A 24,598-nucleotide genomic window follows, 5' to 3' on the forward strand; every position below is an offset into this window, starting at 1 on the left:
TCTGTAAGCCTTGAGGGTATACAGAAAAGAACCAGATTAAATGAAAAATGATGTTTTGACCAAAGGTCGGTTCACTGCATGGAATTTTCTATCGCTACACTCCTTGCCAATTTCACTGATGATAAATTGGTCGCTCGTAAAGTTTTGGAAAAGAAACTAGGTTGCGAGGATGAAAATAGTTTACAAAAACTTCACATTGCTCTGGAAGTACTGGAAAAAATCGGGATTTTGGTGAAAGAACGCGGCAAATATCGCCGGGTGACAGAAGAGGGAATGATCGAAGCAAAACTCCGTTGTTCTAGTAAAGGCTTTTGCTTTGCTATTCAAGATGTAGAAGGGGCCGAGGATATTTATATCCGCGAAAGTCATTTAAGTAATGCTTGGAATGGCGATCGCGTTTTGGTAAGAGTTCTCAAAGAAGGAAGTCGTCGCCGTTCTCCCGAAGGTGAAGTCAAACTGATTCTCGAGCGTTCTAACCACACTTTATTAGCACGAATTAAGCCAGTAGACAGTGGATTCCGGGCTGTACCTTTAGATGATCGACTGCTGTTTGAATTGAAATTGCAAACAAACGGCATGAAATTAGAAGAAGCAATTGATCATTTAGCCCATGTGGAAGTGTTGCGTTATCCCTTAGCACAATATCCTCCCTTGGGTCGAGTGGTGCAAATCTTGGGTAGCGATGCCGAGGCAGCTGCTGATATAGATTTGGTAACTTGTAAGCATGACCTATCCCGTAATTTTCCCGAAACGGTTTTAGATGCAGCCGCCAAGTTGCCTAAAAGACTGTTAAAAGCAGATCTAAAAAACAAACTAGATTTACGCAATTTATTTACCTTCACCATTGCAGGTGTAAATGGTGACAGCAAGGTAGTAGAAAATGCTTTGAGTTTAGAAAAAACAGAAGAAGGTGACTGGCTTTTGGGCTTTCATATTGCTGATGTTTCCCATTATGTACAACCTGATGAAGCTCTAGATAGAGAATCAGTGAAGCGGGGAAGGTCGGTGTATTTGGGAGACTTAGTACTACCAATGTTACCAGAAGCAGTAGCAGAACGTTGTTCATTTGTACCTGGAAGCGATCGCCTGTCTCTCTCATTTTTGATTGCCATTGAGCCAGAGTCTGGAGAAATCTCGGATTGGCAAATTCAACCCAGCGTGATTAACGTAGACGCCACTCTGAGTCGCCAACAAGCAGAAGCCATACTCACAGGTGAATCTCAAGATGCATCGCCCAAAATAGTAGAAATGTTGCAAGACCTAGAAACCTTGCGAAAAGCAATCAAACAACTGCGCTTAAATCGGGGTAGCTTGCAGTTAAATTTGCCACCCCATCAAAATCCCTACAACGATGAAGGGATTTTAGGGGCAGTATTAGTTAGTGAGTTACCTGTGCGATTCCTACGGAGCGCTACGCTATCGCTCTTGACCGAATTGGTGCTACTAGTTAACGAATTAATGGCAAAACATCTAAGTGCATTAGGTATACCTGGTATATGGCGAACTCAGGGTACACCCGATGCCGAAGATGTCCAAGAAATGCTGAAATTGGCTATTAATTTGGGGGTAGAACTGTCACTAGAAGCAGATGTAGAACTGCAACCCTTAGATTATCAACAATTAATTAGAGCTTTTGCCGAATCTCCATCGGAACAAGTTCTGACTTATTTGTTACAAGACACACTAAAGCCAGCTACCTATAGCACCACAAAAGGATCACACTTTGGATTGGCACTAGAGCAATATACCCACTGTAGTTCTCCCTTACGAAGATACCCAGATTTACTGATGCAGAGAGTATATTATCGGCTCATAGAACACGGCCGCGATCGCCGCAACACCCGCGTGAAAGACCGTGTTAACCTGCGTCACTCTTCGTCCCATGACGAAATCAACTGGAACGTTCTGCCGCCAGAGTTGCAACAAGAACTCCAAAGTGATTTAAATCGGGTGATCATTCAAATCAACGACCGCGAAAAAGAAGTCCAAGAAGCCGAAGCCGACTTAGCGGGACTGCAAAAAGCCCAACTCATGAAACAGCGCATCGGTCAAGTCTTTCAAGGCGTGATTACTGGCGTGCAATCATACGGCTTTTTCGTAGAAATTGAAGTCCCCGCAGCAGAATCCCCGCCTGGTGAAGACAAAAGCGCACCTTTACGAGTAGAAGGACTAGTACATGTCAGTTCCCTCAAAGACGATTGGTACGAATACCGTGCTAGACAACAAGCATTATTTGGCCGAAAAAATCGGGCTTCTTATAGACTAGGCGATCGCGTAGCCGTACAAGTTAAAAGTGTCGATTACTATCGCCAGCAAATTGATTTAGTAACTGTTAGCAGCGATGCCATAAAAGGATTAGAAGTTAATGATGCCAACGGTGATGGCTCAGATATCTACTTACCCAGTGATTTAGATGCTTATGCTGAGGATGAATAAATTGCCGGGGGAAGGGGAATAGTCATTGCTCATGAGGCAGAAACTTCACCCCTGCTCCCCCAACTCCCCACCTCCCCAACTCCCCACCGTCTCAAAATAACCACGTGTCAAATCACTCCAAACCCCTTATCTTAGGCGTATCAGGTGCATCTGGTCTCATCTACGCTGTGCGCGCTCTCAAATACTTGCTCACAGCAGACTATGAGATTGAGCTTGTGGCCTCTAAATCAACTTACATGGTCTGGCAAGCAGAACAGGAAATCAGAATGCCAGCAGAGCCAACCGGACAAGAGCAATTCTGGCGAGAACAAGCGGGAGTTCCTCTTGGGGGTAAACTAAGCTGCCATCCTTGGGGTGATGTGGGAGCCGGGATCGCTAGTGGATCTTTTCGTACCTTGGGAATGATCATCATGCCATGCAGCATGAGTACGGTAGCAAAGTTGGCAGTTGGTTTGAGTTCTGACTTACTAGAGCGAGCCGCAGATGTGCAAATTAAAGAAGGACGTAAGCTGGTTATCGTTCCACGGGAAACTCCTTTTAGTTTGATTCACCTGCGGAATTTAACAACATTGGCCGAGGCTGGAGTTAGAGTTGTCCCTGCCATTCCTGCTTGGTATCACAATCCTCAAACCATTGAAGACTTAGTTGATTTTGTAGTTGCTCGTGCTTTAGATCAACTTGATATTGACTGTATTCCCATTCAGCGGTGGCAAGGATAAGCAAGTTATCGATTAAAAGGTAAAAGTGTAAAAGTAAAGATAGAGTCAGCCGATGTTGGGATTGAGGATTTGGGATGTTCACAAAAGAATCTAAAATCTATTGGTGGTGTTTGTACTAAAAATCACAAAACCATAGTATTTCCCTGTTCCCTGTTACCCTTCTCCTATCGGAGACGCTTTCCCTTTCTTGAAGTAACTTTTACCTTTCGCCTTTTCTATGGCTGTAATTCGTTTAATTTTATTGGTAACCGTACTAGGAGTCCTAACACTATTGTTAGTACAAAATTGGTCGCCTGTCTTATCGTTAGTGTTTTTGGGTATACGAACTCAACCCTTACCACTGGCAATGTGGGTGTTGTTTAGCACTGTAGCTGGCGCTTTGACATCCTTGTTGATCTCAATTTTGTTGAAATTATCAAATTATTTTGGCAGACAACAACGCCAAACCCCGCTTAAATCAACAGCCACTCCACCTCGAAGAACAGCGATTCCTAGAGAAGAACCTACGCCTCCGCCTTATAGAGCTTCATCCACCGCTAATAAAACAGAGCCTGTTACCAGTAACGCCTTTGATGATTGGGAAACAAATGACGGTGACAACGATGATTGGGAGTTCGATGAAAAGCAAAGAGAAGCACCTACTCCCAGTTCTCAAACTCCACCAGTGAGAGAACCCCAAACTTATGAACGCCAACAAGAACCCATTAGCAGTTCTCAGTCTGGTTCAGTTTACTCCTACAATTATCGCGAGCCAAAAAATACTGCTGTAGGAAAAACAGAATCAGTTTACGATGCTGATTACCGGGTAATCATCCCTCCCTATCAACCACCAACTACTAATCAAGTTGATGATGATGACGACGACTGGGAGTTTTTTGAAGATGATGATGTTGAGGATGACGACAATAACACCCGTAAGTGATAGCTATGGCAAAAATGATGGCAACAGATTAATGGACATACCCCAGATGCAAAAAGGGATTCCCAATCCAAAATCGACAATAATATGAACGCTGACTTTTCAAAGACTAAATACTACACTTTTCACGAGACTCCTGCTTGACCCTACCGTTCATGGCAGCATCTTGCAAAGTCATAAAAGCATTAAAATCTTCCAAATCATACCGAGTAGTTAACAGATGCCGTAGTTGATTTTCTGCTTCAACAGTCAAATAGCCAGTTACTAAAGCCTGTTGTACTACGTCACGAATTCGAGTCATGGTTGATGCCTCTTACATACCACATTTATTCATTTGGTCTTACTCCGGTGGGATATGCAGTAGTTTTTGTGCTTCAGTCTTCAAGTTAATTAACCTTGTTTGGTAAATTTGAAAATTTAAGTCGCATTTTACACATTTATCTGCCAAGATTTTTGATTGAAGCCTGCCATCACTACATTTTAGAAGTTTACTACTATGCTGTTAAAACACAGCTTTATGTAAAACTAAAATTGACCCAACCCAGAGAAAACACTGTTATTTTGTAATGACATAATTTCTTCACTTAAAGTTTCAAAGAAGCTATATAAATTTTTCATCAAGTGGAGAAGGATATAAATAGCAATTGTCAAGTCACCTAAAGAAAGATATTAAATTTATGGTCGGTAAATATTCAGAAAATTTAGGATTTTTGTTAAATCCAATACACCAGAAAACTGTAATTACTGCATTTGCTGAAAATCAAAAAAATATTTATTCAGTTTAAAAATAATGAATGGTGAAAAATAACATACGTATATACGTATATTTGAGAACTATAAAGGCGTTAGGATAAGAATCTAGACAATTAATAATGGAGTAAAGAGACGGTGAGCAGCTTATTGCAAGGAGTCAACCTGTACTTAGTTGGCATGATGGGCGCTGGTAAAACTACCGTAGGGAAATTATTGGCGCAGCATCTAGGTTATGGGTTTGTAGATACTGATGATGTGATTGCCCAAGCAGCAGGAAGATCCATCACCCAACTCTTTGCCGAAGAAGGAGAAGCCGCATTTCGCCAATTGGAAAGTGATGTGTTAGCTCAAGTGTGCGCTTATACCAAATTGACTATAGCAACTGGTGGGGGCATAGTGTTGCAGCAAAAAAATTGGAGTTATCTACATCATGGTTTAGTCGTGTGGCTAGATGTACCAGTTGAGTTACTCTACAACCGCTTGGCTGAAGATACCACAAGACCACTATTGCAAGACGTTGACCCCAAAGCTAAACTGCGATCGCTCCTCGAACAACGCACACCACTTTATTCTCAAGCTGATGTCAAAATCACTGTAACTGAGGGAGAAACGCCAGAACGAATTGCCCAAAGAGTCATAGAGACGATTCCCAGTGTGCTGAAATCTCAAGTTGCTCATTAAGTTAAAACCAGCTTTTGTAGTCTGCGATCGCACAGGAGGTTTTATGCCAGAAACTACTTCTAATTTGAGGTTAAAAAACCTTTGTGAAAGTGATTGACAAACTTGTGCTTTACACATAAAAGATTGTTACGTGTAACAAATTCTTTTACACTGACTGGATATGTTTTAACTTTTAACAGCCCTTCGTGATGGTTAACGATTCTGAATACATCAGGCAAGCTGAAGCCACTCGTGTACGTGTACTCAGCGAAGCACTACCTTACATCCAACAATTCGCCGGACGCACTGTTGTTGTGAAATATGGCGGTGCGGCAATGAAAGATAGCACCCTTAAAGATAAGGTTATCCGCGATATAGTATTTTTATCTTGCGTTGGCTTGCGTCCCATTGTTGTACATGGCGGCGGCCCAGAAATTAATAGTTGGTTAAATAAACTGGGCATCGAAGCACAATTTAAAAATGGTCTACGTGTCACCGATGCCCCCACAATGGATGTTGTGGAAATGGTGTTAGTCGGTCGAGTCAATAAAGAAATTGTTTCCCTAATTAGCCGGGCTGGGGGCTTGGCGGTAGGACTGTGTGGTAAAGATGGCAACCTGATTACAGCCCGTCCTCAAGATCAAGAAGGCATTGGTTTTGTGGGGGAAGTGAGTAATGTGAATATCAAAATTTTGGAAACCCTCTCTAGTAGTGGTTATATTCCTGTAGTTTCTAGCGTCGCTACAGACGAAAAGGGTCAAGCCTACAACATTAACGCCGATACCGTAGCAGGGGAAATCGCCGCCGCCTTGGGTGCAGAAAAGTTAATTTTATTAACAGATACACCTGGCATTTTAAAAGATTACACAGACCCTTCAAGCTTGATTCCTAAAGTAGATATTCGAGAAGCCCGCGAACTGATTGCCAATGGTGTAGTTAGCGGAGGGATGATCCCCAAAGTGAATTGTTGTGTGCGATCGCTTGCCCAAGGTGTCAGTGCAGCACACATCATCGATGGTCGCATTCCTCACGCCCTACTACTAGAAATCTTTACTGATGGTGGTATCGGTAGTATGATTTTGGGTTCCCAGTTCACACCAAAACGCGATTAGGCTAGGGAGTTTAGGGCTAACTTTTCACGGTATCTGGAAAACCTCTCTCTAAATCTCTCTCCTGCGAGGAGGAGCCACTGCGTTGCGCGGGTTCCCCGCGTTGTAGCAAGTGGCGTTAGAGACTTTGACTTTTTGATTTAGATGACGTGATTGGATTATCCCTTTGTTACCTTGTCCCTAATTACCACCCCCGCCGATACCGTGAATCTTGGATAATCACCCGCGATCGCCCTCTAAATGGTGTGTGTTGTCGGGAGTTATTGATAATCACCGGATTCACTAAAGTTGAATCACGAATTACGGGATTAATCAAAATGGGATTAGTTCGCCGATAATTATGTCCCCAATTTGGCCTGACTGTAGAACGACTTGGCATTAATCCTGTGGATGGATTTACAGGCATGGGGGTAGGAATGGGACTACCATAAATGAAAGAACCCACAGCAGGTTGTTGACTTGATCTCCCACCGTAATTAATAATTACCTGTTGGGCTGATGCTGGGGCAATTGAAGCACTGATAACAGAGAAAATTACTCCTATTCTCAGCCAATTCAGTGGTGAATGTTTAATTTTTAGCATCTTTTATTACCTGCATTTAATAACCTGAATTTTTATGAATAAAATAGCCACAGCTACTTAGTTAAAATTTTAAAAGTTTATTGAGTTGAATTTTGTCAGCTTTCAAAAAGATTTCCCAAAGATTGCTGACAATCACAAAAGTAATGCAGTGTTGATTGGTGTACAAAACGTGAGTACAGAAAGTTTAGAAATTGCTAAAAGTCGTTATCAGACTGGAAAACTTGCCTTTGAAAATGGGCAATATCGAGAAGCCGTAGAAAACCTAGAAAAAGCCAGCGCCCTCTTATTTCGTAATTCTCGTCTTGGGGGTGAGGTAGAAATTTGGTTAGTTACAGCTTATGAAGCAGCCGGACGCACTGATGAGGCGATCGCCCTTTGCCAAGCCCTCCAACGTCATCCTTTTCCAGAAACTAGCAAACAGGCAAAGCAGTTACTCTACATTTTAAAAGCGCCAAAACTCCAACGCCCCAGCGAGTGGATGACAGAAATCCCCGATTTGGGGGCAATATCAGATAACGATACCAAAATTCGGGCAGCCGCCAAACCTGGAAAATCCTCGCCTCCAGCCCCTGCTGAACCAGAAATTGTTGACCTCAGCCAAGTGAATACCAAAGATAATCGCTTTATTTGGGTGGCACTAATTGTTATTGTGTTAACACTCTCTTACTTGGCTTGGATGAGTTTTTATTAATAGGAAACTGAATACAGAGGGGGTTCAAATGTATGTGGACTTTTAAAACCAGATTCTAGTCAAGATTAATTAAAAATATTTGACTTTTTGGGAGATATATAGTGATGAATTCTTCTCTTTTCAGAAAGATGTTTATGTGGTTCTTCAGAGCATTTAGTTTAGTGTTGCTAAAAATGGCTTTACTCATCAAGCTAATTGGACAGAATCTCATGAATCGCATTTTTCCTCTCAAAAATCCTATTCTGTGGCTGGTAGTATTAACTTCTTTGCTGCTAACTGGTTGTGTTCATTATGATGCCGGGGTAAATTTTCAGAACTCCAATCGTGGCGAACTAGTACAGCATATTAAGTTAGGAGAAAGACTCACCAGTTTCAGTGGTGCTTATGTTTATGAATGGTTAAACAGCATAGAACGTCGCGCCCGTCAATTAGAAGGGAGCGCCAAAAGGATTTCTAAAGAAGAAGTTATTGTGACAATTCCCTTCAGTAATGGACAGGAATTACAAGAGAAATTCAACGAATTTTTTAATTCCTCTGCCAATGAAAAAGCTGAAGATAGTCAGAGTGAACCTGAATCGGAATTACCGAAAATTGAATCTAACTTACTTTTATTTCAGAACAACTTTGTGCTGTTAGTGAGAAATCGCTTAATTTATGATTTAGACTTGCGATCGCTTTCCTTAATTGCCAGCAAAGGTAACGTCCTAGCCGATACAGGCGCAATTCTCGATTTGCAATTTGCTTTAAAAACCCCTTGGGGAGCCAGAAATATCCAAAAAATTGAAACTGCTATCGAGCCACAAAAGCAAGGTAAACAACTAGTATGGCAACTCAAGCCTGGCGAACTCAACCATATAGAAGTAGTTTTCTGGCTACCCAGTCCCTTAGGTATTGGTAGTTTGTTAATTATCCTGTTTGTTTGGGGCGGAATTTACCTAAGATATAATTTTATGCCAGATCCCAGGGTTCAATTTTCACCCAAGGTAACAGCCACAGAGTAAGAGAGACTAGAGGCTAGGAATGGTTGCTAGTCCCTAGTCCCCACTTCTTAAGGTGACAATCGCTCAATTTTCCAATTGCTGTGATCTAAGTGAGTATACAGCAGGCGATCGTGCAGACGACTGGGGCGACCTTGCCAAAACTCAATTTCTCTAGGGATCACTCGGTAGCCTCCCCAATGAGGTGGCCGAGGAACTTCCTGATTTTCGTATTTTTGCTGGAATTCTTGCAATTGTTGCTCTAAAACTTCCCTCCCAGGAATGACTTCACTTTGATTAGAAGCCCATGCACCCAAGCGACTATTGGGCGGACGCATCTCAAAATAGCTATCAGATTGTTCTGGGGAAATTTTCTCTACTGTACCCACAATTCTGACTTGGCGTTCTAGTTCTGCCCACCAAAAGACTAAAGCAGCTTGGGGATTTGCTGCTAGTTCTTGTCCTTTGTGACTGTTGTAATTGGTGAACAAAACAAAGCCCTGTTCATCAAAATCTTTTAGTAGCACCATTCTTGCTGAAGGCTGACCATCTGGTGTAGCAGTAGCAAGTGTCATTGCATTAGGTTCCAGAAGTTGAGCAGCTAATGCCTGTTCAAACCATTTTTTAAATTGAATAAAAGGATTGGGATCACTCTCAGTTTCGCTTAAACCTTCCAAGGTGTAATCTTTGCGAAGGTCAGCTACGGTCTTTTCCATTATTATTTACAGGCTTAGTTAGAAGATTGAATAAATTTCTATCCTCAATCATTAGTAGTAGTTACTGGTTGTTGAGGGACTGGATTTTTTTGGCAGATTGCATAGCGCCACCAGTTAAACTGCGGAAATACAATCCTCCGACAGTTGATAAGAATATTACATAAGCGATCGCTTGTACGAGATACAGATGTTCTCTGTAGCCAAACAAAGATTTGAGAATGATACCGGGGAATTGTCCATCTGGCAAGATTTGGTCAGTATTCCAAACCATTGGCCCTAAAACACAAGAGTGGATTTTGGTAAAATGTTCGTAATAGAAACAAATATTTTCCGAGGCGCGACTGCTGAGGGCTAAGTTAGCTATACCTTCATCAAAATGCTTCAAGGCGGAAACTACTAAACCAGCCACAATCAATACTAGAAAAATTCCCATCACCTGGAAAAATTGGCGGATGTTGATTTTGACACCCCATTTAAATAGTAATACTCCGATGAGCGTCGCCCCAGCTAAACCGCCAATTGCACCTAAAGCCGGGACTAATCCTTGTTGAAAATTAGCAGCGATAAATAAAACAGTTTCAAAACCTTCACGCACAACGGCGACTAATATTAAGCCAAAAATGCCCCAGCCAGCATTTGAGTTTTGTGTTAAGGCTTCTGTAACCGATCCTTCAACTTGTGCTTTCATAACTCTGGCTTGTTTAGTCATCCAGATCAGCATCCAACTGAGCATAGCGATCGCCAGGACACTAAACACAGCTTCTAGCATTGGTTCAACGACTGAGGTGTATTGAGGATTTACTGCCCCTAGTACTTGAATTAGCCAAGTGAACAACACACCTATCAAGGCACTAATAACAATGCCAACGCCGACACCAGCATATACCCAAGGGTTGAGTCGGGATTGGTTGGCTTTTTTCAGCAAAGCTAGCACAATGCCCACAATGAGGGCGGCTTCTACTCCTTCTCGGAGTGTAATCACAAAAGTAGGTAGAGCAGTAGTCAGATTCATGATGAGGGGATGAGGTAGATGAGGAGAATCGGGAGGATGAGAGGGATGAAATTTGAGATTTTAGATTCCAATCAAAAATTGTTTCCCACTCTCTACTCCCTACTCCCCTAATTATTAGCTGAAATCGCGGAGCATTTTTTTCAGTTCGAGATTATGCATCTCTTCTTGCCCAATCATGCCACGGGCAAATTCTTCTAGATAAATGCTGGCATTGGTTACAGTTATCAACAAACTTTTGTACAAATCCAGCGCTTTCTTTTCATGAGATAGACTTTCTGCCAAAATATCCTTGACTGTGTGCTGGTAAGTTTCTTCCATTTGGGCAATTTTTAGAGAGGGATGCCCGTCTAAACCTGTGAGAATTTCTCCTACTTGTTGGGCATGAAGTAGAGATTCACTGGCCTGCGCTTTGAAAAAATCTACGATGGGAATGCGATTAGGGCCAGTCACCATCAAGGAATAATGGGTGTAGCGTACTACTCCCGCTAGTTCAAATTCCATGATGGCGTTCAGTAGATTGATGGTTTTTTCGTTGTCAAGCTCTTGCATCAGTTGTTAGTTAAATTTACAAATGGGAAGTCATCAGTGTTGAGTTAAGAGGTATACTTTCTACAGGTATTCAAAGCCCAAGCTATTTACACTGTAAACCCCTTAACTATCGCCTCACTTCTCATTCATTCTAAACTCCTCTCTCTGCATCACCAATTAAGTTAATGTGATCACCTTCAGCGTGACTTTGCCATCGCCTGGTCTAATTACTTGATGTTTTCATGATTTTTTGTGAATTGTCTGCAATAGTTGTTACGAGCTTAGTAACATCCTCCGGTGTCTTCGCTGCTGTAGCTGGTGGAATAACGCTAGGCCAAGCTGCTTTTAATTCAGTGAAACTAGCCTCAATGGCTTGGTGTGCTTCGGGATTGTCTGTGGCTACTTGGCTAGAAATCCCTTGATATAGTTCATTGGCGTAGACTACAAAACCACGGGAATCTTGATATTCAATTGGTTCAGCTATTTTTTTATCTGCGATCGCTGCTGTATATTCGGCGTTCGCTGCATCTAGTAATTCGTTAATCGCCTGGAGGACAAATCCTGGTTTTGAGCGTTGTTCTGCCGGTAAAGCGGCGATCGCACCATCAACTGCTTGCATGGAAGCAGCCAAATCTGTGTTCACTTTGGCATCTTTGGGATTAGATTTGACGAAATTTTGCAAACTCACCAAAGTTGTCTTAAATTCTTTAACTTGACGCTCATTTAGTTGATCTTCGACATCAACATATATCTCTTCAACTGGATGTCCAATATGAGGTTCCGCTTGTTTGGGCTGATTTTTTTCTAGCAGTTCTTGTGCTACTAAAAGATGCCCTTTCATTAAACTCAATTTGGTCATGTAATCCACATCTTTGGCTTCACCTGTGAGTACCACTTCCTGAACAGTAACCGAATCTTTAATTTGGTCAAATTGTTCCTGAGTAATGACTTTTTTGCTCACCAAATCTTCAGGACTGCCATAGGGACGGTTAGCTTGAATTTTGTTCGATAATGCGGGGATACCTAACTTGGCTTCAAATTTATCCAACTCTGACAAGATAGCAGTGTTGATGTTAATTTGAGATTTACTACTATGACCAATGTGTCTCACAACCTCTGTACTTTGAGAACTGGGATTAGCGGCTGGCGTGGATGGATTTTCTGCGGTTGGTGTACTGTTACAAGCACTGAGAGTAACTATCATCGCAGTAGCAACACATAAGCCGACATAACGCAATTTGATCATTTTGGTTCCTAGCAAAACTTTAAGGGTATTAAATAAAACAATTCACAGCCATAACAGCAGTTGGGATAGATTTTACTGTTCTATGAAATGATATTTTTTGTCAACTAATTGCTGAAATATTCAAGATAATTTAATAATCTCTTTTAATTCTCAGATCTCATTTAGCGAGTACTTCAAATTGACCCATGCAACCTTTTTCGGCGATCGCGTCCTGATGAGGATGAAACATATACTTTCCTGGATAGCGAAAAGCAAATTCTAAAATGTGTCTTTCGGCTACACCCATGGTAATTACATCAGTTTTTTCACTGGGAGTCAGAGTCATCCCAGACCGATAGACATCAAAGAAATTGGCGTGGAGGTGAAAGGTTACTGCTGGGTCAAATTCAATAATATTCAGGACATATAGCCGAATCAACTGGTCTTGATAAATAGGGATGGGATGATGCATATAATGATCAGGCAAACCGTTGAAGGCGTAGTATTCGTTACGGTTATCATCATTTACGTCATACCCAGCCATGACTAAAACTATCTCATCAGCTGGGGGGCGTGGTGTTGGGGGGTCAACAATAAACATCCCATATAGCCCCTTGGCAATGTGACGGGTAACTGGTTCAATATGACAGTGGTACAAGTGAACACCATAGGGTTCAGCATCAAATTCATAAATTGTGGCACTACCATGTCTGACTGGGCGAACTCCGTCCATTTCTGCCGGATGAGTGCCATGAAAATGTAAAGAGTGAGAATGTCCGGCTTGGTTGAGAAATAACACCCGCACGCGATCGCCTTGTTTTGCGCGTAGCGTCGGCCCTGGTATCCCACCGTTTAAATCCCAAATATTGTAGGATACAGCACTATTAAGTTGAATTGTCGAAGTACCTGCAGTTAACTGAAATTCTCGGATAGTACGCCCATTTTCTTGCTTGATTGTCCCATAATCAAACTCTCTGAGCATCTTCATCGGGTGAGTAACGCCTTCAGTTGCTTCTATCTCTATAGACGGCACTCTGACGTTTAAGTTCTTTTGTAAATTTAGAAAATGCCAGAGTGTAGCAGCACTTGTCACTCCAGCACCTGCTAACCCCAGTTTCAACAGTTGGCGACGGCTCCAAAGTTTTTCTTGATCCAGTGCAAAGTTGTTGGGCATCACATAATCAGCGCAAATAGTAAAGTTGCGAAAAATTAGCAATTACTTTTGTGTATAGTATGGGATTCCAGAGTTATTGTCAATTATTATCAACTATTTGCCAAATCTGCTTGAACAGGCAACTCAAACTAAAAAAAGGTTTATGATTTACTCTGACAGTATTCGCAGAAGAAATTGTGAACTTTTAGTTGTTAGTTAGGATATACATTGATTTAAACTAAGTCTTTAAAATACATCTATGGGGTAAAAAGATTGTTAAAAACCGTTCTCAAATCAAAACTTGGATCACTAATCCTCATAGGGTTTTTCAGCTTTTATCTAGTTGTGGGAGCATCTGCACCGGCCTATGGGATGCACATTATGGAAGGCTACTTACCCGCTAGTTGGGCAATTTTTTGGTGGGTAGTAACATTACCATTTTTGATTTTAGGATGGCGATCGCTTACTCGCATCACCCAAGCCAACCCAGAACTAAAATTACTTTTAGCTTTAGCCGGAGCCTTTACCTTTGTCTTGTCAGCGCTAAAAATACCTTCAGTCACAGGTAGTTCTTCCCATCCTACCGGTACAGGTTTGGGAGCCGTACTGTTTGGCCCTTTAGCTATGTCGGTGTTAGGTACTCTGGTTTTATTATTTCAAGCGCTATTACTAGCACACGGCGGTTTGACGACACTGGGAGCCAATGCTTTTTCCATGGCGATCGCTGGCCCATTCGTTGCTTACTGGATATATCATCTGACAGTACAGCTTAGTGGGAAGCAAAGAATCGCAATTTTTTTAGCCGCAGCTTTAGCCAATTTACTCACTTACATTATTACTTCGATACAGCTAGCTCTGGCTTTTCCTGCACCAGTGGGTGGGTTTATCGCTTCATTCGCCAAGTTTGCCGGCATATTTGCCATTACTCAAGTTCCTTTGGCAATTAGTGAAGGATTGCTGACTGTATTGGTGTGGAACTGGTTACAATCCTATACGCCTCAAGAACTCGAACTATTGAAATTAATTAAAGGGGAACCTCAAAGCAATGAATCAGTCTAAAAAGGAATTGAGTAACTGGTTATTAGTAGCGGCAGTGATCATCTTAGCAGTTGCACCCCTAATATTTATCCGAGAGGCAGAATTTAATGGTGCGGATGGCCAAGCCGAAGCAGCAATTGGAGAAGTTCAACCTGAATATGAACCTTGGTTTCAACCTGTATTTGAACCACCTAGCGGTGAAGTAGAAAGCTTATTATTTACAACTCAAGCTGCTGTGGGTGCTGGAGTAATTGGTTATGTGATTGGATTATATAAGGAACGTTCCCGGCAGCAAAGGCATAAAGGATGACGCTGCAAATAGATACTCTGGCTTATACTAATCGCTTGCGATGGTTAGCGCCAGAGCAAAAACTCTTATTGGCGATCGCTTTATTAATTATCACTGCCTTAGCCCATCCCCCAGTGCAAATTTTAATTGCCATTTGGATTAGTACTTGGACAGTCATTTATGCCAAGATTCCGATTCAAGTTTATGTAAAACTAATTTATATTGCTACTATATTTTGGTTAACAAGTTTACCCGCTTTAGTAATTAATGGTATACATATTAATCACCTAAATCTTATTAAAGATGATGCCATCATGGGGTTGAATATTGGCTCTTATTACTTATATATTAGTCAACATGGTATAGAGCAAGGAACGACAATTTTCACACGAGCGATCGCTTCACTTGCTTGCTTATACTTTGTGATGTTAACTATCCCATTTACTGAACTTTTACAAACCTTGCGCCGCTATGGTTTTCCCATACTATTCACAGACATTTTATTATTGATGTACCGTTTTATTTTCGTCTTGCTAAACACAGCAAGAGAATTATGGATTGCCCAACAATCTCGTAATGGCTACCGCAATTTTACCATAGGCATAAAAAGTTTATCTTTGTTGATTGGGCAATTATTCAAACGTACCCTAGAAAACTATCGACAAATCTCTTTAAGTTTAGCATCGAGGGGTTTTAATGGAGAATTTCAAGTTTGGCATTCCCATCGCTATCATCTATCCAAACGGTATGCCATAGAAGCAATTTTTGGCTGTCTAATTCTCATAGGAATTGAATTGCATCTGACATTTATATAAAAAATTACTTCTTTATATTCTTTGGCTCTTTAGCATTGATGAAAATCTCAGAACATGCCCCAATCATTACTAGAATTTGAACAAATATATTACACCTATCCTGGCACAAAACAAACAGCATTACATAATTTAAACCTAAAAATTTCAGCAAACGCAAAATGTGCATTAATCGGTCAAAATGGTTGTGGTAAAACCACATTATTCTTATTAGCTAATGGTCTATATAAACCCCAAAAAGGTAATATTAAATGGCAAGGAAAAAATATTAAGTATGACCGAAACTCATTAATGCAGTTACGGCAAAAAATTGGATTAATTTTTCAAGATCCCGAACAACAAATAGTAGCATCAACTGTTATAGAAGATATTTCTTATGGCTTATGTAACTTGGGTTTACCAACAGCAGAAATTAAACAACGCGTTGAGCAAGTCTTAGTTGAGTTTGGATTAACTGAATTGTCCCAAAGACCTGTACATCATCTCAGTTTGGGACAGAAAAAACGAGTCTCCATTGCTGATGTCATGGTGCTGCAACCAGAATTATTATTACTAGATGAACCCACAGCATATCTAGATAAGTTACACACCCGTAACTTGATGGCTACTCTGAAAAATATTCACACTGCTGGTACAACAATACTTATGGCTACCCATGACTTAGATTTAGTCTACCGTTGGGCAGATTGGATTTTTGTTATGGATCAAGGACAATTAATTTTAGAAGGAACACCGCAGGACGTATTTGCTCAACGCGATATGCTGGAAGGTTTACAACTAGAAGTACCGCTAATATACGAAATATTATCTGCTGAAGGTATAGGTGAAGAGCAAATATTTTTAGAACAATTACGGCAAAAAATATGCAGCCGATTTCCTTCCTTTTAGCCTAACCATAATCTATCTACAGCGTTAAGTTTCATATTATGCAACTTGTTAGACTAACCAAAGTGCATAAAATTCTTGCAAATCTTTTAGATATTTATGGCGTTGAACGTAAAGCTTACCGACTCTCAAACTAGCTTCAACTATAGTCATTTTCATCTTTTCGCTAATTACGTTTGCAGACTGATATTATCTACGTCTAAGTAGGTATTAGCCCCAATTATTTGCAGATACGACAGCTAATTTCACTGTTCAACGTTGCTTATAACGCTTTAAATTTTACGAAAAATAGTTGTAAAATCAATTTTTTTAAAATCTTAGAGTTTTGAGGCTAGAGGCTAGAGAAAAAAAACTTGATAATTTATTTAGGCATTTTTCCGTAATTGAATGTCTAGAATCATGCTAAATAGCAAGTTGGTAAATTAAGATATTTGGTACATACTCAAGCTAAACCTAAAAATAAAATTAACTAAATTTAGTAATTAGATAAACAATTATATTATCTGATGGTGATTTTATTGTCTATCTTACCTAAGTAATACATAAAATCCCCCAATAGGGCATTGAAAAAGAGACAAAAATATTGTTTTCTATTAGATTTAATGCCAAAAAAAAATTGTGTAAGTCAATACATTCAACACAGGGCACATCATGCATATTCCTGATGGATTTATTTCTGCTCCCGTAGCTGGAGTAACTAGTTTAGCTAGTGCTGTAGCACTGGTGATTGCTAGCGCGCGATCGCAAACAGCTTTTGGTATCCGTCGTGCCCCTATACTGGGTTTAACTACGGCCTTTATTTTTGCCGCCCAGATGATCAATTTTCCCGTAGCAGGTGGTACTAGTGGTCACTTGGCGGGAGCAACCTTAGCCGCCATTGTCTTGGGTAGCCCTTGGGCTGGGATGTTATGTATATCCACAGTCTTAATTATTCAAGCTGTGCTATTTGCCGATGGTGGGATCACAGCCTTGGGAGCAAATATTTTGAACTTAGGCGTAATTGCCGTTTGGGTAGGCTGGGCATTAACCCAAACCTTACAACGGTTGTTAGGGGGTTCGAGAACGCGTTTACCCCTAGCTGCTGGCATTGCTGCCGGTGTGAGTATCGTTGTAGCATCTGTAGCTTGTGCCATTGAGTTAGTGCTATCGGGAACTGCATCCTTAGCTGTAGTTTTACCAGCCATGACAGGGGTACATATTCTAATTGGCATTGGCGAAGGCTTAATCACTGGTGGTGTACTGTTTTATTTAGCCACAGCCAGACCTGATTTACTTCCTGGAGAACAACAGCAATTTCAAGGATGGTTAGTACCTGTAATCAGCATTTTGTTGGTGGCTGGTGTGTTATCGCTGGTAGCGTCAGGGTGGCCTGATGGTTTGGAAAGAGTAGCAGAAGATATGGGCTTCATCGACTTAGCTGAACAAGTGCGAATACAAGTTCCAACACCTTTTGCTGACTATGAAAACGAAGCCTTAGGGGCCATTAGTACTAGTATTGCTGGGCTTTTGGGAGCGGTGGTTTGCTTTGGTGTGGCCTTTGGAATTGCCAAGGTAGTGAAACCTAAAAATGCTTAAAGTTGCTTTGCCGTTACGCTTGCATTTATCTTTAGTAATCGTCGTGGGGGCGGCTTTATTAAATTATGAGGCTTGGCCTTGGTTGGGCGTATATGGTGCGATCGCTTGTATCTGGGCAGCACTTTTGCGCGTACCACTGCCCCAATTAGGCGGATTACTGGGTACAGAATTAATTTTTCTGTCTTTCATGGCATTGCCTTTAGGATGGGAACGGGCGAGTTTTTTATTGGTACGTTCCCTCGTTTGTCTTGTTACCATGAACAGTTTTTTGTTAACCTTACCGCCCCATAGTTTCGGTATCGCCTTGAAAAGCTTACCTGTACCAGCCGCCATCAAAGAAAATCTACTTTTAGCTGGGCAATACCTAGAAATTTTGCTAGATGAAGTAACGCGGATGCAACGTAGCGCCCAACTACGAGGTCTAAATGGTGCTATGGGATGGTTGCGCTATACCAGCGCGGCGATGATTGGCGCGTTATATCTCCGCACTCTAGACAGAGCAGAGCGAGTGTACGCAGCAATGGTAATTCGTGGCTACAATGGGACATTACCTGTAGATTCTACATTCAAACCACAAGAGCGTTTTGTCTTATTAGTAGCTTGGGCGATCGCGGCTTGCTTGACCATAACTTCTTACAGGATTTAATCAGTTATTTTGAAATCTTTGAGTTCTCATCCCCCAATTCCTACAGGTAACCCCCACCCCACTGTAGTCGAGGTGCAAAACCTGGTATTTGCCTATGGTAATCGAGAGCCAGTATTGCAAGAAGTTTCCTTTCGTTTAAATGTAGGCGATCGCGTAGCATTAATGGGCGCAACTGGTTCTGGTAAAAGTACCTTATTGGAAAACTTGATTGGCTTAAAACAACCAAAATCAGGAAAAATCTTGATTAATAGCATCTCAGTAACACCGAACACTCTCCCCCGAGTACGCCGTTACATCGGTTTTGGCTTTCAAGATGCCAACGACCAACTGTTTATGCCCACAATATTAGAAGATATTACTTTCGGGCCGCGTAATTACGGTGTACCACCAGCCGTAGCCATTGATCGAGCCAGGCAATTATTAGCAGACTTTGGTCTAGAAGCCTACGCCAACCGTTCCGCTCATGAACTTTCTGGAGGACAAAGACGACTTGCAGCTTTAGCGGCGATTCTCGCTCTAGATCCCACAATTTTGATTTTAGATGAGCCAACTAACGGACTTGATCCAGCATGGCGACGGCATTTGGCACAAGTATTATTAAAATTGCCCGTTCAAGTAATGTTAATTGCCTCCCATGAATTACATTGGTTGGGTAAAGTAACTCAACGCGCCTTGGTACTCTCTGGTGGTCGTGTTCAAATAGATAGTGAAATTCAACCGCTGTTGCAAGAGAAAGATACTTTAGACCAATTGGGTTTACCAGTAGATTGGTAGCGATTGGGAGCAATACGAAGTTGGGGAACCGCAAGGGCGCACTGGCTTGTCTTGGCGTGAGATTATCCTCTAGTTAATTTATTGTCTGGGGTTCCTCAACCGTGGGAACTCCAACCGTTTTTTACTGCTCATTTATCAAATTATTAGCTAGTATTGTTTGGGTTTTAGTGGTGGTGGGGTACTTAATGTCTGTGTGGCGTAAATTAATTGTGATTGCTCCTATTGGTCTAAGTGTTGCTTTGTTAGTTAATGGTTGTGAAGATAAAATTTCTCAATGTCAGCAACTGATTCAGGTAGTGAATGCCGGCAATTCTCTAATTGATCAAAATAAAGGACAGCAAGTAGTAACCAGCTTGCAACTATCTAAGGATTTGCTTGTTATTACTCGCTCCTTAGAAGAATTAAAATTATCAGACCCCAATTTGCGGGAACTTCAAAGCAGTTTTGTGAGAGTATTTGAAAATTTAAGTCAAGCGATCGCCAAAGCCGCACAAGCACTTGGTGTAGCTAAAAATGCCGAAGCATCACCAGCCGGTAGGGAAAAACTCCAAAAAGCGAGAACAGAAATTGATACCGCTCTGACTTCAGTGGCCGAAACTACTGGCAAGGAATCAGATGCCTTAGTCGATGACTTGAATAAATACTGTGGTCAGAGTGAATAGGGCAAAAATACTTTTATTTGAGTAACTTTTATTACTTATTTTCTACAAATATTCCTGAGGAACACCAAGCCCATCTGTCAAGATAAATATTGGTGTTCAGTCAACTGGAATACAATGAGTGAGATAAGTTTACTGATGGTGGGTGTGTTAACAGCAGGGCAAACCTCTTTGCCCCATAACTTACCAGAACAGTCTGTAATTGATTTAGAACAAGAAGTACAGCAGTCAAACCAGGGACAAATAGCTCAAATATTCCCAGATGCTGACATCACACCCCCGGAATTTGTACCGTCGGATCATCATTCTCAAGACTTATCTACTGACTCAAATACAGAGTATCAAAATCTACTTAATAAAGTTGTCGAAAAGGCTCATGCTCAAAGCACTTCCATTTTGTCTAAATCTCAGAAATCCCGTCCTGTAATCTCAGAAATACCTCAACCAGAAAGCATAGCAGAATTTTCCCCATCTCTTTCGCCCTCCCCAGAGTCAGATCCAGATGAACCCATGTCTCAAATCACATCGGTGTCTCAACTGGATGATGTCCAACCCTCTGACTGGGCTTTTGGCGCTTTACAGTCGTTAGTGGAACGCTATGGTTGCATTGCTGGATATCCAGTTGGTACTTATCAAGGTAACCGTGCTATCAGTCGTGATGAATTTGCCGCTGGTTTAAATGCTTGTATAGATAAAGTTGAAGAATTAATTGCTGGTAATCAAACAAACACGATTAATCATGATGATTTGATAGCCCTGCAAAGGTTACAAACCGAGTTTCAGGAAGAATTACAGCAATTACAGCAGCGTGTGTCAGGACTAGAAAATCAAACTAGTCAATTGCAGTCTAATCAGTTTTCTACCACTACCAGACTATTTGGTCAAGCAATTTTTAGCGTCCAGGGAACAAACAGCCCAAATGTAGATTTATTTCCCAGAGATGGCATACCAGACCGTCAAGGGCAAACAAATCTCACTTTCACAAATAGCGTGCAATTAACCTTAGCTACTTCATTTACAGGACGAGATTTACTGTTAACAGGGCTATCAGCGGGAAATTTGGGTTCGTCTGCACCCTTGGTATTTACTAACATGGGGCGATTAGGTTTTGAGTCAAATACAGAAAATAATCTGGTACTCAACGACTTGTCTTACAGATTTTCTCTCTCCGATAACTTGGGAATTGTCGTAGGTACAGCCGGTGTTAACCCTAGCAGCACATTTCGCGGAATTAATCCCTTAGAAGGTTCAGGTGATGGCGCAATTTCTCAATTTGGTCAGCGTAACCCGATTTTGGGTATTGGTAACGGCACTGGCGGTATAGGTTTTGACTGGCAAATTAGCGATCGCCTCAGTTTACAGGGCGTATATAGTGCCGAAATTCCCAGCTTTCCCGGCAACAGCAATCAAGCCGGACTATTTGGTGGTAAATATACAGCAGGCGCTCAACTCACAGTTGCACCAAGCAATAACATCGATGTGGGGGTGCATTATCTTTACTCCCACTCCCCTAATGATTTATTAGGAACAGCCACTGGTGATGCTCAACTAATTTCACCTTTCGCAGAAACAACAGCTTTTAATACCCACGCAGTTGGGGCCACTGTCGCCTGGCGTGTCAACCCGAACTTACAATTAGGCGGTTGGGGCGGCTTTTCATCTTCCAAACCAGTAGACCTTTCAGGTAGCGTCGAAACTACCAACTGGATGGTATTTGCAGCTTTGCCTAATCTCCTGCGTCCTGGCAACTTAGGTGGCGTTCTCGTCGGACAACCCCCCAAAATTACCTCTAGCACCTTACCCGAAGGCTTCAATTTTCCCAACTTTTCCGATGGCGGCACACCGGGCGGACGCAGTGATACATCACTCCACGTAGAACTTTTTTATCGCGCCCAAATCAATGAAAATATTGCTGTCACACCAGGCTTATTCGTGATTTTCAATCCTGATCATAACGCTGCTAATGACCCCTTGGTAGTTGGGGCATTAAGAGCAACCTTCCGGTTTTAATTTTGTACTGATGTAAATGTAATCACAAGGGGTTAAACCCCTAGTACGTATTTCCCAACTATTAGCGATCGCCAGAAAAAAAGCAGGGATGCAGGGGTGAAGAAATTTTCCCATTTCTGCCTCATTTCTCTCATCTCCCTTAAATTAATGGAGCTAATTTTTCATGCAATTAAATTCATCAGCTACTAAGTTGGGTCTTGCAGTTATTAGCAGTAGCACTTTGGCTGCATTTATCTTGGCTGTAGGCGGAACCAGCGCTTCGGCTCAACTTACCATTCAAAGCACTGGTACATTATCAGGAACTCTCCAACTGCCTAGCTTTAATCCCAATTTCAATAACCGAGTTACTCGCATTGATACCGATTCTAGTGGTGCTTACTCGCGCAATATAGGTACTAGGAATAATCCCAATTATGTTCCTGTATATCAGTCAGACTATGTAAAGGTGCAAACACGCACCGATGGCAGTCTGCATTATTTTGTAGATTTTAAAGGCATTCCGGTAATTTCTGCAAATGGTATCCTCAATTCGCCGGTACTATCTGGCGGTGAATTGACATCGTTCAATTATCAAGGAAAAATACCAGGAACTTTATTTCAAGGTGTCGTTCAGGATGAGTTTGGACTCACAAGAGGCTTTTACACAGGTGTAGTGACCGATCCGAACACCGGACAACAGTATCAAGGCACTTTTGAAGTGAGTGGACAAGGGCCAAGATATAGCGATCGCAATGGTGGTGAAAGTCCCACTGTCTTTGATTTCAAATCTGATTTACCAGGTAAACCAACTGTCACCACCTGGGAAATGAATGACTCGCCCTTGGTAAGATTGACAATCAAAGTACCGGCAGATGCTACTCTCGTCACAGCACCAATTAGTAGTACACCAGCGCCAGCACCCGTCACAGCACCAATGAGTAGTACACCAGCGCCAGCACCTGTCACCGCAGCAATTAGTAGTACCCCAGCGCCAGCACCTGTCACCGCAGCAATTAGTAGTACCCCAGCACCGACACCTGTCACCGCAGCAATTAGTAGTACCCCAGCGCCAGCACCTGTCACCGCAGCAATTAGTAGTACCCCAGCACCGACACCTGTCACCGCAGCAATTAGTAGTACCCCAGCGCCAGCACCTGTCACCGCACCAATTAGTATTACCCCAGCGCCAGCACCTGTCACACCACAGGTATTAGCCTCACAGACACCTTCAATTGATACCAATGAGTTTAATTTCTCCTCACCCTCCATTACTCCCAATATAGAATTTAGTAATGGTAATTCATTTGCCGCCAATCCAGTAGGGTTAGAAACATCTGTTGTTAATCTAAGTAGTTGTTCACAAAACACCGTAAATTGTCCTACTAGACCCACTACATTGAAACAAGCAATTGGCCCTCGCAGTCGAGTTTTGATGCGTTAATTCACAGATATCAGTTTTTAATACTTGTTCTACATCTCCCGAATGTAATTCAGGGAGTTTTTTTTGGTTTTCTCATCTCAGCTGATCCTTGTGAGTGATTCCTTTCTCCCTTTCAATTTTCTAGCTATACTAGATACTTAAGTCTAATTATTCAAAAATTAACAGTAGCAATTTTCACAGTCCACCCCTCATAGTCACATTTTATCCTGCACACATTTTGCCAGTAAGCAACTATGAAAGAGGAATTGATCGCCACGTTTTTACAAATCTTACGCTTTAATATGCGTTGGATGACTTGGAATTTATTTTTGGCTTTTATACCTTTGGCTTTGAGTGTTTGGTTATTTCGCACCAGACGCGGACGTTCTTGGGTTTGGTGGCTAGGATTCTTGGTTTTCTTTGCGTTTTTGCCAAATGCGCCTTATTTATTGACCGATGTGATTCACTTCGTTGACGACATCCGCCGGATTGAATCAGTGTGGATGATTACCTTGGTGCTAATTCCTATTTATTTACTAGTAATTTTAGCTGGGTTTGAAGCCTACGTAATATCTTTAATTAATTTAGGTTATTATTTACATCGCATTGGTAAAAGCCAATGGATTTTGGGGGCGGAAATGATTACCCATGCTCTTTGTGCCATTGGTATTTATTGGGGTAGGTTTTTGCGTTTTAATAGTTGGGATTTCGTAACTCAACCCGATGCCATACTAACAAAAGGTATAGAAGAACTGCTTGGTAGACAGCCCTTAGTAATTACTGCTATTACCTTTGTAATTCTTGCTGGTTTGTACTGGATTATGAAACGAGCATCTTTGAGTTTTGTGGTACAACCACACCAGAGGATAGGCGTTCAGCCACGGCAAACTAATCAAACTAATAGTGACCTTTCTTAATTAGAGAAGAAAAGCCCCACAGACTAGAAGCCTGGGGCTACACAATCAAAGCCCACCTTCCTGGGCTGAAATCCTTATAGGCTGAGGAGGCAGTTTTTATTTGTATAGCCCTA

Annotated in this window: 25 protein-coding genes; 18 read left to right on the forward strand and 7 right to left on the reverse strand. The window is 41.7% G+C overall.

Translation table 11 applies throughout. The annotated features are described in order from the left end of the window. The first annotated feature begins 78 nt into the window (after positions 1 to 78). From ACM0OT_RS09695 to ACM0OT_RS09705, 3 genes are all read left to right on the forward strand, one after another. A complete protein-coding gene (locus ACM0OT_RS09695; RefSeq protein ID WP_414564160.1) occupies positions 79 to 2,436 on the forward strand; it encodes a ribonuclease R family protein in 2,358 nt (785 codons plus the stop codon). Positions 2,437 to 2,540: 104 nt separating this feature from the next. Then, positions 2,541 to 3,155 carry a flavin prenyltransferase UbiX gene (locus tag ACM0OT_RS09700; protein WP_414564161.1) on the forward strand — a complete coding sequence of 205 codons (615 nt, stop codon included), beginning with the start codon at positions 2,541 to 2,543 and terminating at the stop codon, positions 3,153 to 3,155. Between the two features lie 217 nt (positions 3,156 to 3,372). Further along, a complete protein-coding gene (locus ACM0OT_RS09705; protein WP_414564162.1) occupies positions 3,373 to 4,077 on the forward strand; it encodes a LapA family protein in 705 nt (234 codons plus the stop codon). Between the two features lie 106 nt (positions 4,078 to 4,183). On the opposite strand, the gene ACM0OT_RS09710 is transcribed toward ACM0OT_RS09705, so the two are convergent. Next, positions 4,184 to 4,375 carry a hypothetical protein gene (locus tag ACM0OT_RS09710; protein ID WP_414564163.1) on the reverse strand — a complete coding sequence of 64 codons (192 nt, stop codon included), beginning with the start codon at positions 4,373 to 4,375 and terminating at the stop codon, positions 4,184 to 4,186. A 587-nt stretch (positions 4,376 to 4,962) separates the two neighbouring features. Between ACM0OT_RS09710 and ACM0OT_RS09715 the strand changes: the two genes are divergently transcribed. Next, a complete protein-coding gene (locus tag ACM0OT_RS09715; RefSeq protein ID WP_414564164.1) occupies positions 4,963 to 5,508 on the forward strand; it encodes a shikimate kinase in 546 nt (181 codons plus the stop codon). Positions 5,509 to 5,693: 185 nt separating this feature from the next. Beyond that, on the forward strand, positions 5,694 to 6,599 hold the full coding sequence (gene argB, locus ACM0OT_RS09720) for an acetylglutamate kinase (RefSeq protein ID WP_414564165.1): 906 nt from the start codon (positions 5,694 to 5,696) through the stop codon (positions 6,597 to 6,599). Positions 6,600 to 6,780: 181 nt separating this feature from the next. On the opposite strand, the gene ACM0OT_RS09725 is transcribed toward argB, so the two are convergent. Further along, positions 6,781 to 7,179, reverse strand: a complete 399-nt coding sequence (locus ACM0OT_RS09725) for a hypothetical protein (RefSeq protein WP_414564166.1) — start codon at positions 7,177 to 7,179, stop codon at positions 6,781 to 6,783. 169 nt (positions 7,180 to 7,348) lie between these two features. Between ACM0OT_RS09725 and ACM0OT_RS09730 the strand changes: the two genes are divergently transcribed. Both ACM0OT_RS09730 and ACM0OT_RS09735 read left to right on the forward strand, forming a co-directional pair. Continuing rightward, entirely contained in the window at positions 7,349 to 7,870 is a 522-nt protein-coding gene (locus ACM0OT_RS09730; RefSeq protein ID WP_414564239.1) for a tetratricopeptide repeat protein, read from the forward strand. Between the two features lie 104 nt (positions 7,871 to 7,974). Further along, positions 7,975 to 8,871 carry a DUF3153 domain-containing protein gene (locus ACM0OT_RS09735; protein ID WP_414564167.1) on the forward strand — a complete coding sequence of 299 codons (897 nt, stop codon included), beginning with the start codon at positions 7,975 to 7,977 and terminating at the stop codon, positions 8,869 to 8,871. A 47-nt stretch (positions 8,872 to 8,918) separates the two neighbouring features. Here ACM0OT_RS09735 and pdxH read toward each other — a convergent pair whose 3' ends face one another. The 5 genes from pdxH to ACM0OT_RS09760 all read right to left on the reverse strand — a co-directional run bounded on the left by pdxH (position 8,919) and on the right by ACM0OT_RS09760 (position 13,502). Then, on the reverse strand, positions 8,919 to 9,563 hold the full coding sequence (pdxH, locus tag ACM0OT_RS09740; RefSeq protein WP_414564168.1) for a pyridoxamine 5'-phosphate oxidase: 645 nt from the start codon (positions 9,561 to 9,563) through the stop codon (positions 8,919 to 8,921). A gap of 61 nt (positions 9,564 to 9,624) precedes the next feature. After that, positions 9,625 to 10,575, reverse strand: a complete 951-nt coding sequence (locus ACM0OT_RS09745) for an FTR1 family iron permease (protein ID WP_414564169.1) — start codon at positions 10,573 to 10,575, stop codon at positions 9,625 to 9,627. Between the two features lie 114 nt (positions 10,576 to 10,689). Then, positions 10,690 to 11,124 (reverse strand): ferritin-like domain-containing protein, encoded by a 435-nt coding sequence (locus tag ACM0OT_RS09750; protein ID WP_414564170.1) that lies wholly within the window; start codon positions 11,122 to 11,124, stop codon positions 10,690 to 10,692. 202 nt (positions 11,125 to 11,326) lie between these two features. Next, positions 11,327 to 12,349 carry a ComEA family DNA-binding protein gene (locus tag ACM0OT_RS09755; protein ID WP_414564171.1) on the reverse strand — a complete coding sequence of 341 codons (1,023 nt, stop codon included), beginning with the start codon at positions 12,347 to 12,349 and terminating at the stop codon, positions 11,327 to 11,329. Positions 12,350 to 12,506: 157 nt separating this feature from the next. Continuing rightward, positions 12,507 to 13,502: a multicopper oxidase domain-containing protein gene (locus ACM0OT_RS09760; protein ID WP_414564172.1), complete on the reverse strand. Its 996-nt coding sequence runs from the start codon at positions 13,500 to 13,502 to the stop codon at positions 12,507 to 12,509. Between the two features lie 351 nt (positions 13,503 to 13,853). Between ACM0OT_RS09760 and ACM0OT_RS09765 the strand changes: the two genes are divergently transcribed. The 11 genes from ACM0OT_RS09765 (at position 13,854) to ACM0OT_RS09815 (ending at position 24,485) form a co-directional block, all read left to right on the forward strand. Continuing rightward, positions 13,854 to 14,540 (forward strand): energy-coupling factor ABC transporter permease, encoded by a 687-nt coding sequence (locus ACM0OT_RS09765; protein ID WP_414564240.1) that lies wholly within the window; start codon positions 13,854 to 13,856, stop codon positions 14,538 to 14,540. Next, positions 14,527 to 14,829: an energy-coupling factor ABC transporter substrate-binding protein gene (locus ACM0OT_RS09770; RefSeq protein WP_414564173.1), complete on the forward strand. Its 303-nt coding sequence runs from the start codon at positions 14,527 to 14,529 to the stop codon at positions 14,827 to 14,829. The genes ACM0OT_RS09765 and ACM0OT_RS09770 overlap by 14 nt, the downstream gene beginning before the upstream one ends. Further along, positions 14,826 to 15,623, forward strand: a complete 798-nt coding sequence (cbiQ, locus tag ACM0OT_RS09775; protein WP_414564174.1) for a cobalt ECF transporter T component CbiQ — start codon at positions 14,826 to 14,828, stop codon at positions 15,621 to 15,623. Before ACM0OT_RS09770 ends, cbiQ begins: the two co-directional genes overlap by 4 nt. Positions 15,624 to 15,677: 54 nt before the next feature. Then, positions 15,678 to 16,508 carry an energy-coupling factor ABC transporter ATP-binding protein gene (locus ACM0OT_RS09780; RefSeq protein WP_414564175.1) on the forward strand — a complete coding sequence of 277 codons (831 nt, stop codon included), beginning with the start codon at positions 15,678 to 15,680 and terminating at the stop codon, positions 16,506 to 16,508. A 648-nt stretch (positions 16,509 to 17,156) separates the two neighbouring features. Beyond that, entirely contained in the window at positions 17,157 to 18,080 is a 924-nt protein-coding gene (locus tag ACM0OT_RS09785; RefSeq protein ID WP_414564176.1) for an energy-coupling factor ABC transporter permease, read from the forward strand. After that, on the forward strand, positions 18,073 to 18,726 hold the full coding sequence (locus ACM0OT_RS09790; protein ID WP_414564177.1) for an energy-coupling factor transporter transmembrane component T family protein: 654 nt from the start codon (positions 18,073 to 18,075) through the stop codon (positions 18,724 to 18,726). The genes ACM0OT_RS09785 and ACM0OT_RS09790 overlap by 8 nt, the downstream gene beginning before the upstream one ends. A 9-nt stretch (positions 18,727 to 18,735) precedes the next feature. Beyond that, a complete protein-coding gene (locus tag ACM0OT_RS09795) occupies positions 18,736 to 19,500 on the forward strand; it encodes an energy-coupling factor ABC transporter ATP-binding protein (RefSeq protein ID WP_414564178.1) in 765 nt (254 codons plus the stop codon). A gap of 185 nt (positions 19,501 to 19,685) precedes the next feature. Next, the gene (locus tag ACM0OT_RS09800) at positions 19,686 to 20,162 is read left to right on the forward strand and encodes a hypothetical protein (RefSeq protein ID WP_414564241.1); all 477 of its coding nucleotides are present in this window, start codon (positions 19,686 to 19,688) and stop codon (positions 20,160 to 20,162) included. Positions 20,163 to 20,276: 114 nt separating this feature from the next. Continuing rightward, the gene (locus ACM0OT_RS09805; protein ID WP_414564179.1) at positions 20,277 to 22,169 is read left to right on the forward strand and encodes an iron uptake porin; all 1,893 of its coding nucleotides are present in this window, start codon (positions 20,277 to 20,279) and stop codon (positions 22,167 to 22,169) included. Positions 22,170 to 22,332: 163 nt separating this feature from the next. After that, positions 22,333 to 23,589 carry a hypothetical protein gene (locus tag ACM0OT_RS09810; RefSeq protein WP_414564180.1) on the forward strand — a complete coding sequence of 419 codons (1,257 nt, stop codon included), beginning with the start codon at positions 22,333 to 22,335 and terminating at the stop codon, positions 23,587 to 23,589. Positions 23,590 to 23,822: 233 nt separating this feature from the next. Next, entirely contained in the window at positions 23,823 to 24,485 is a 663-nt protein-coding gene (locus ACM0OT_RS09815) for a DUF1361 domain-containing protein (RefSeq protein WP_414564181.1), read from the forward strand. Positions 24,486 to 24,598: the final 113 nt, after the last annotated feature.

Source organism: Anabaena sp. CCY 9613, assembly GCF_963920895.1.
Lineage (GTDB): Bacteria > Cyanobacteriota > Cyanobacteriia > Cyanobacteriales > Nostocaceae > Cyanocohniella.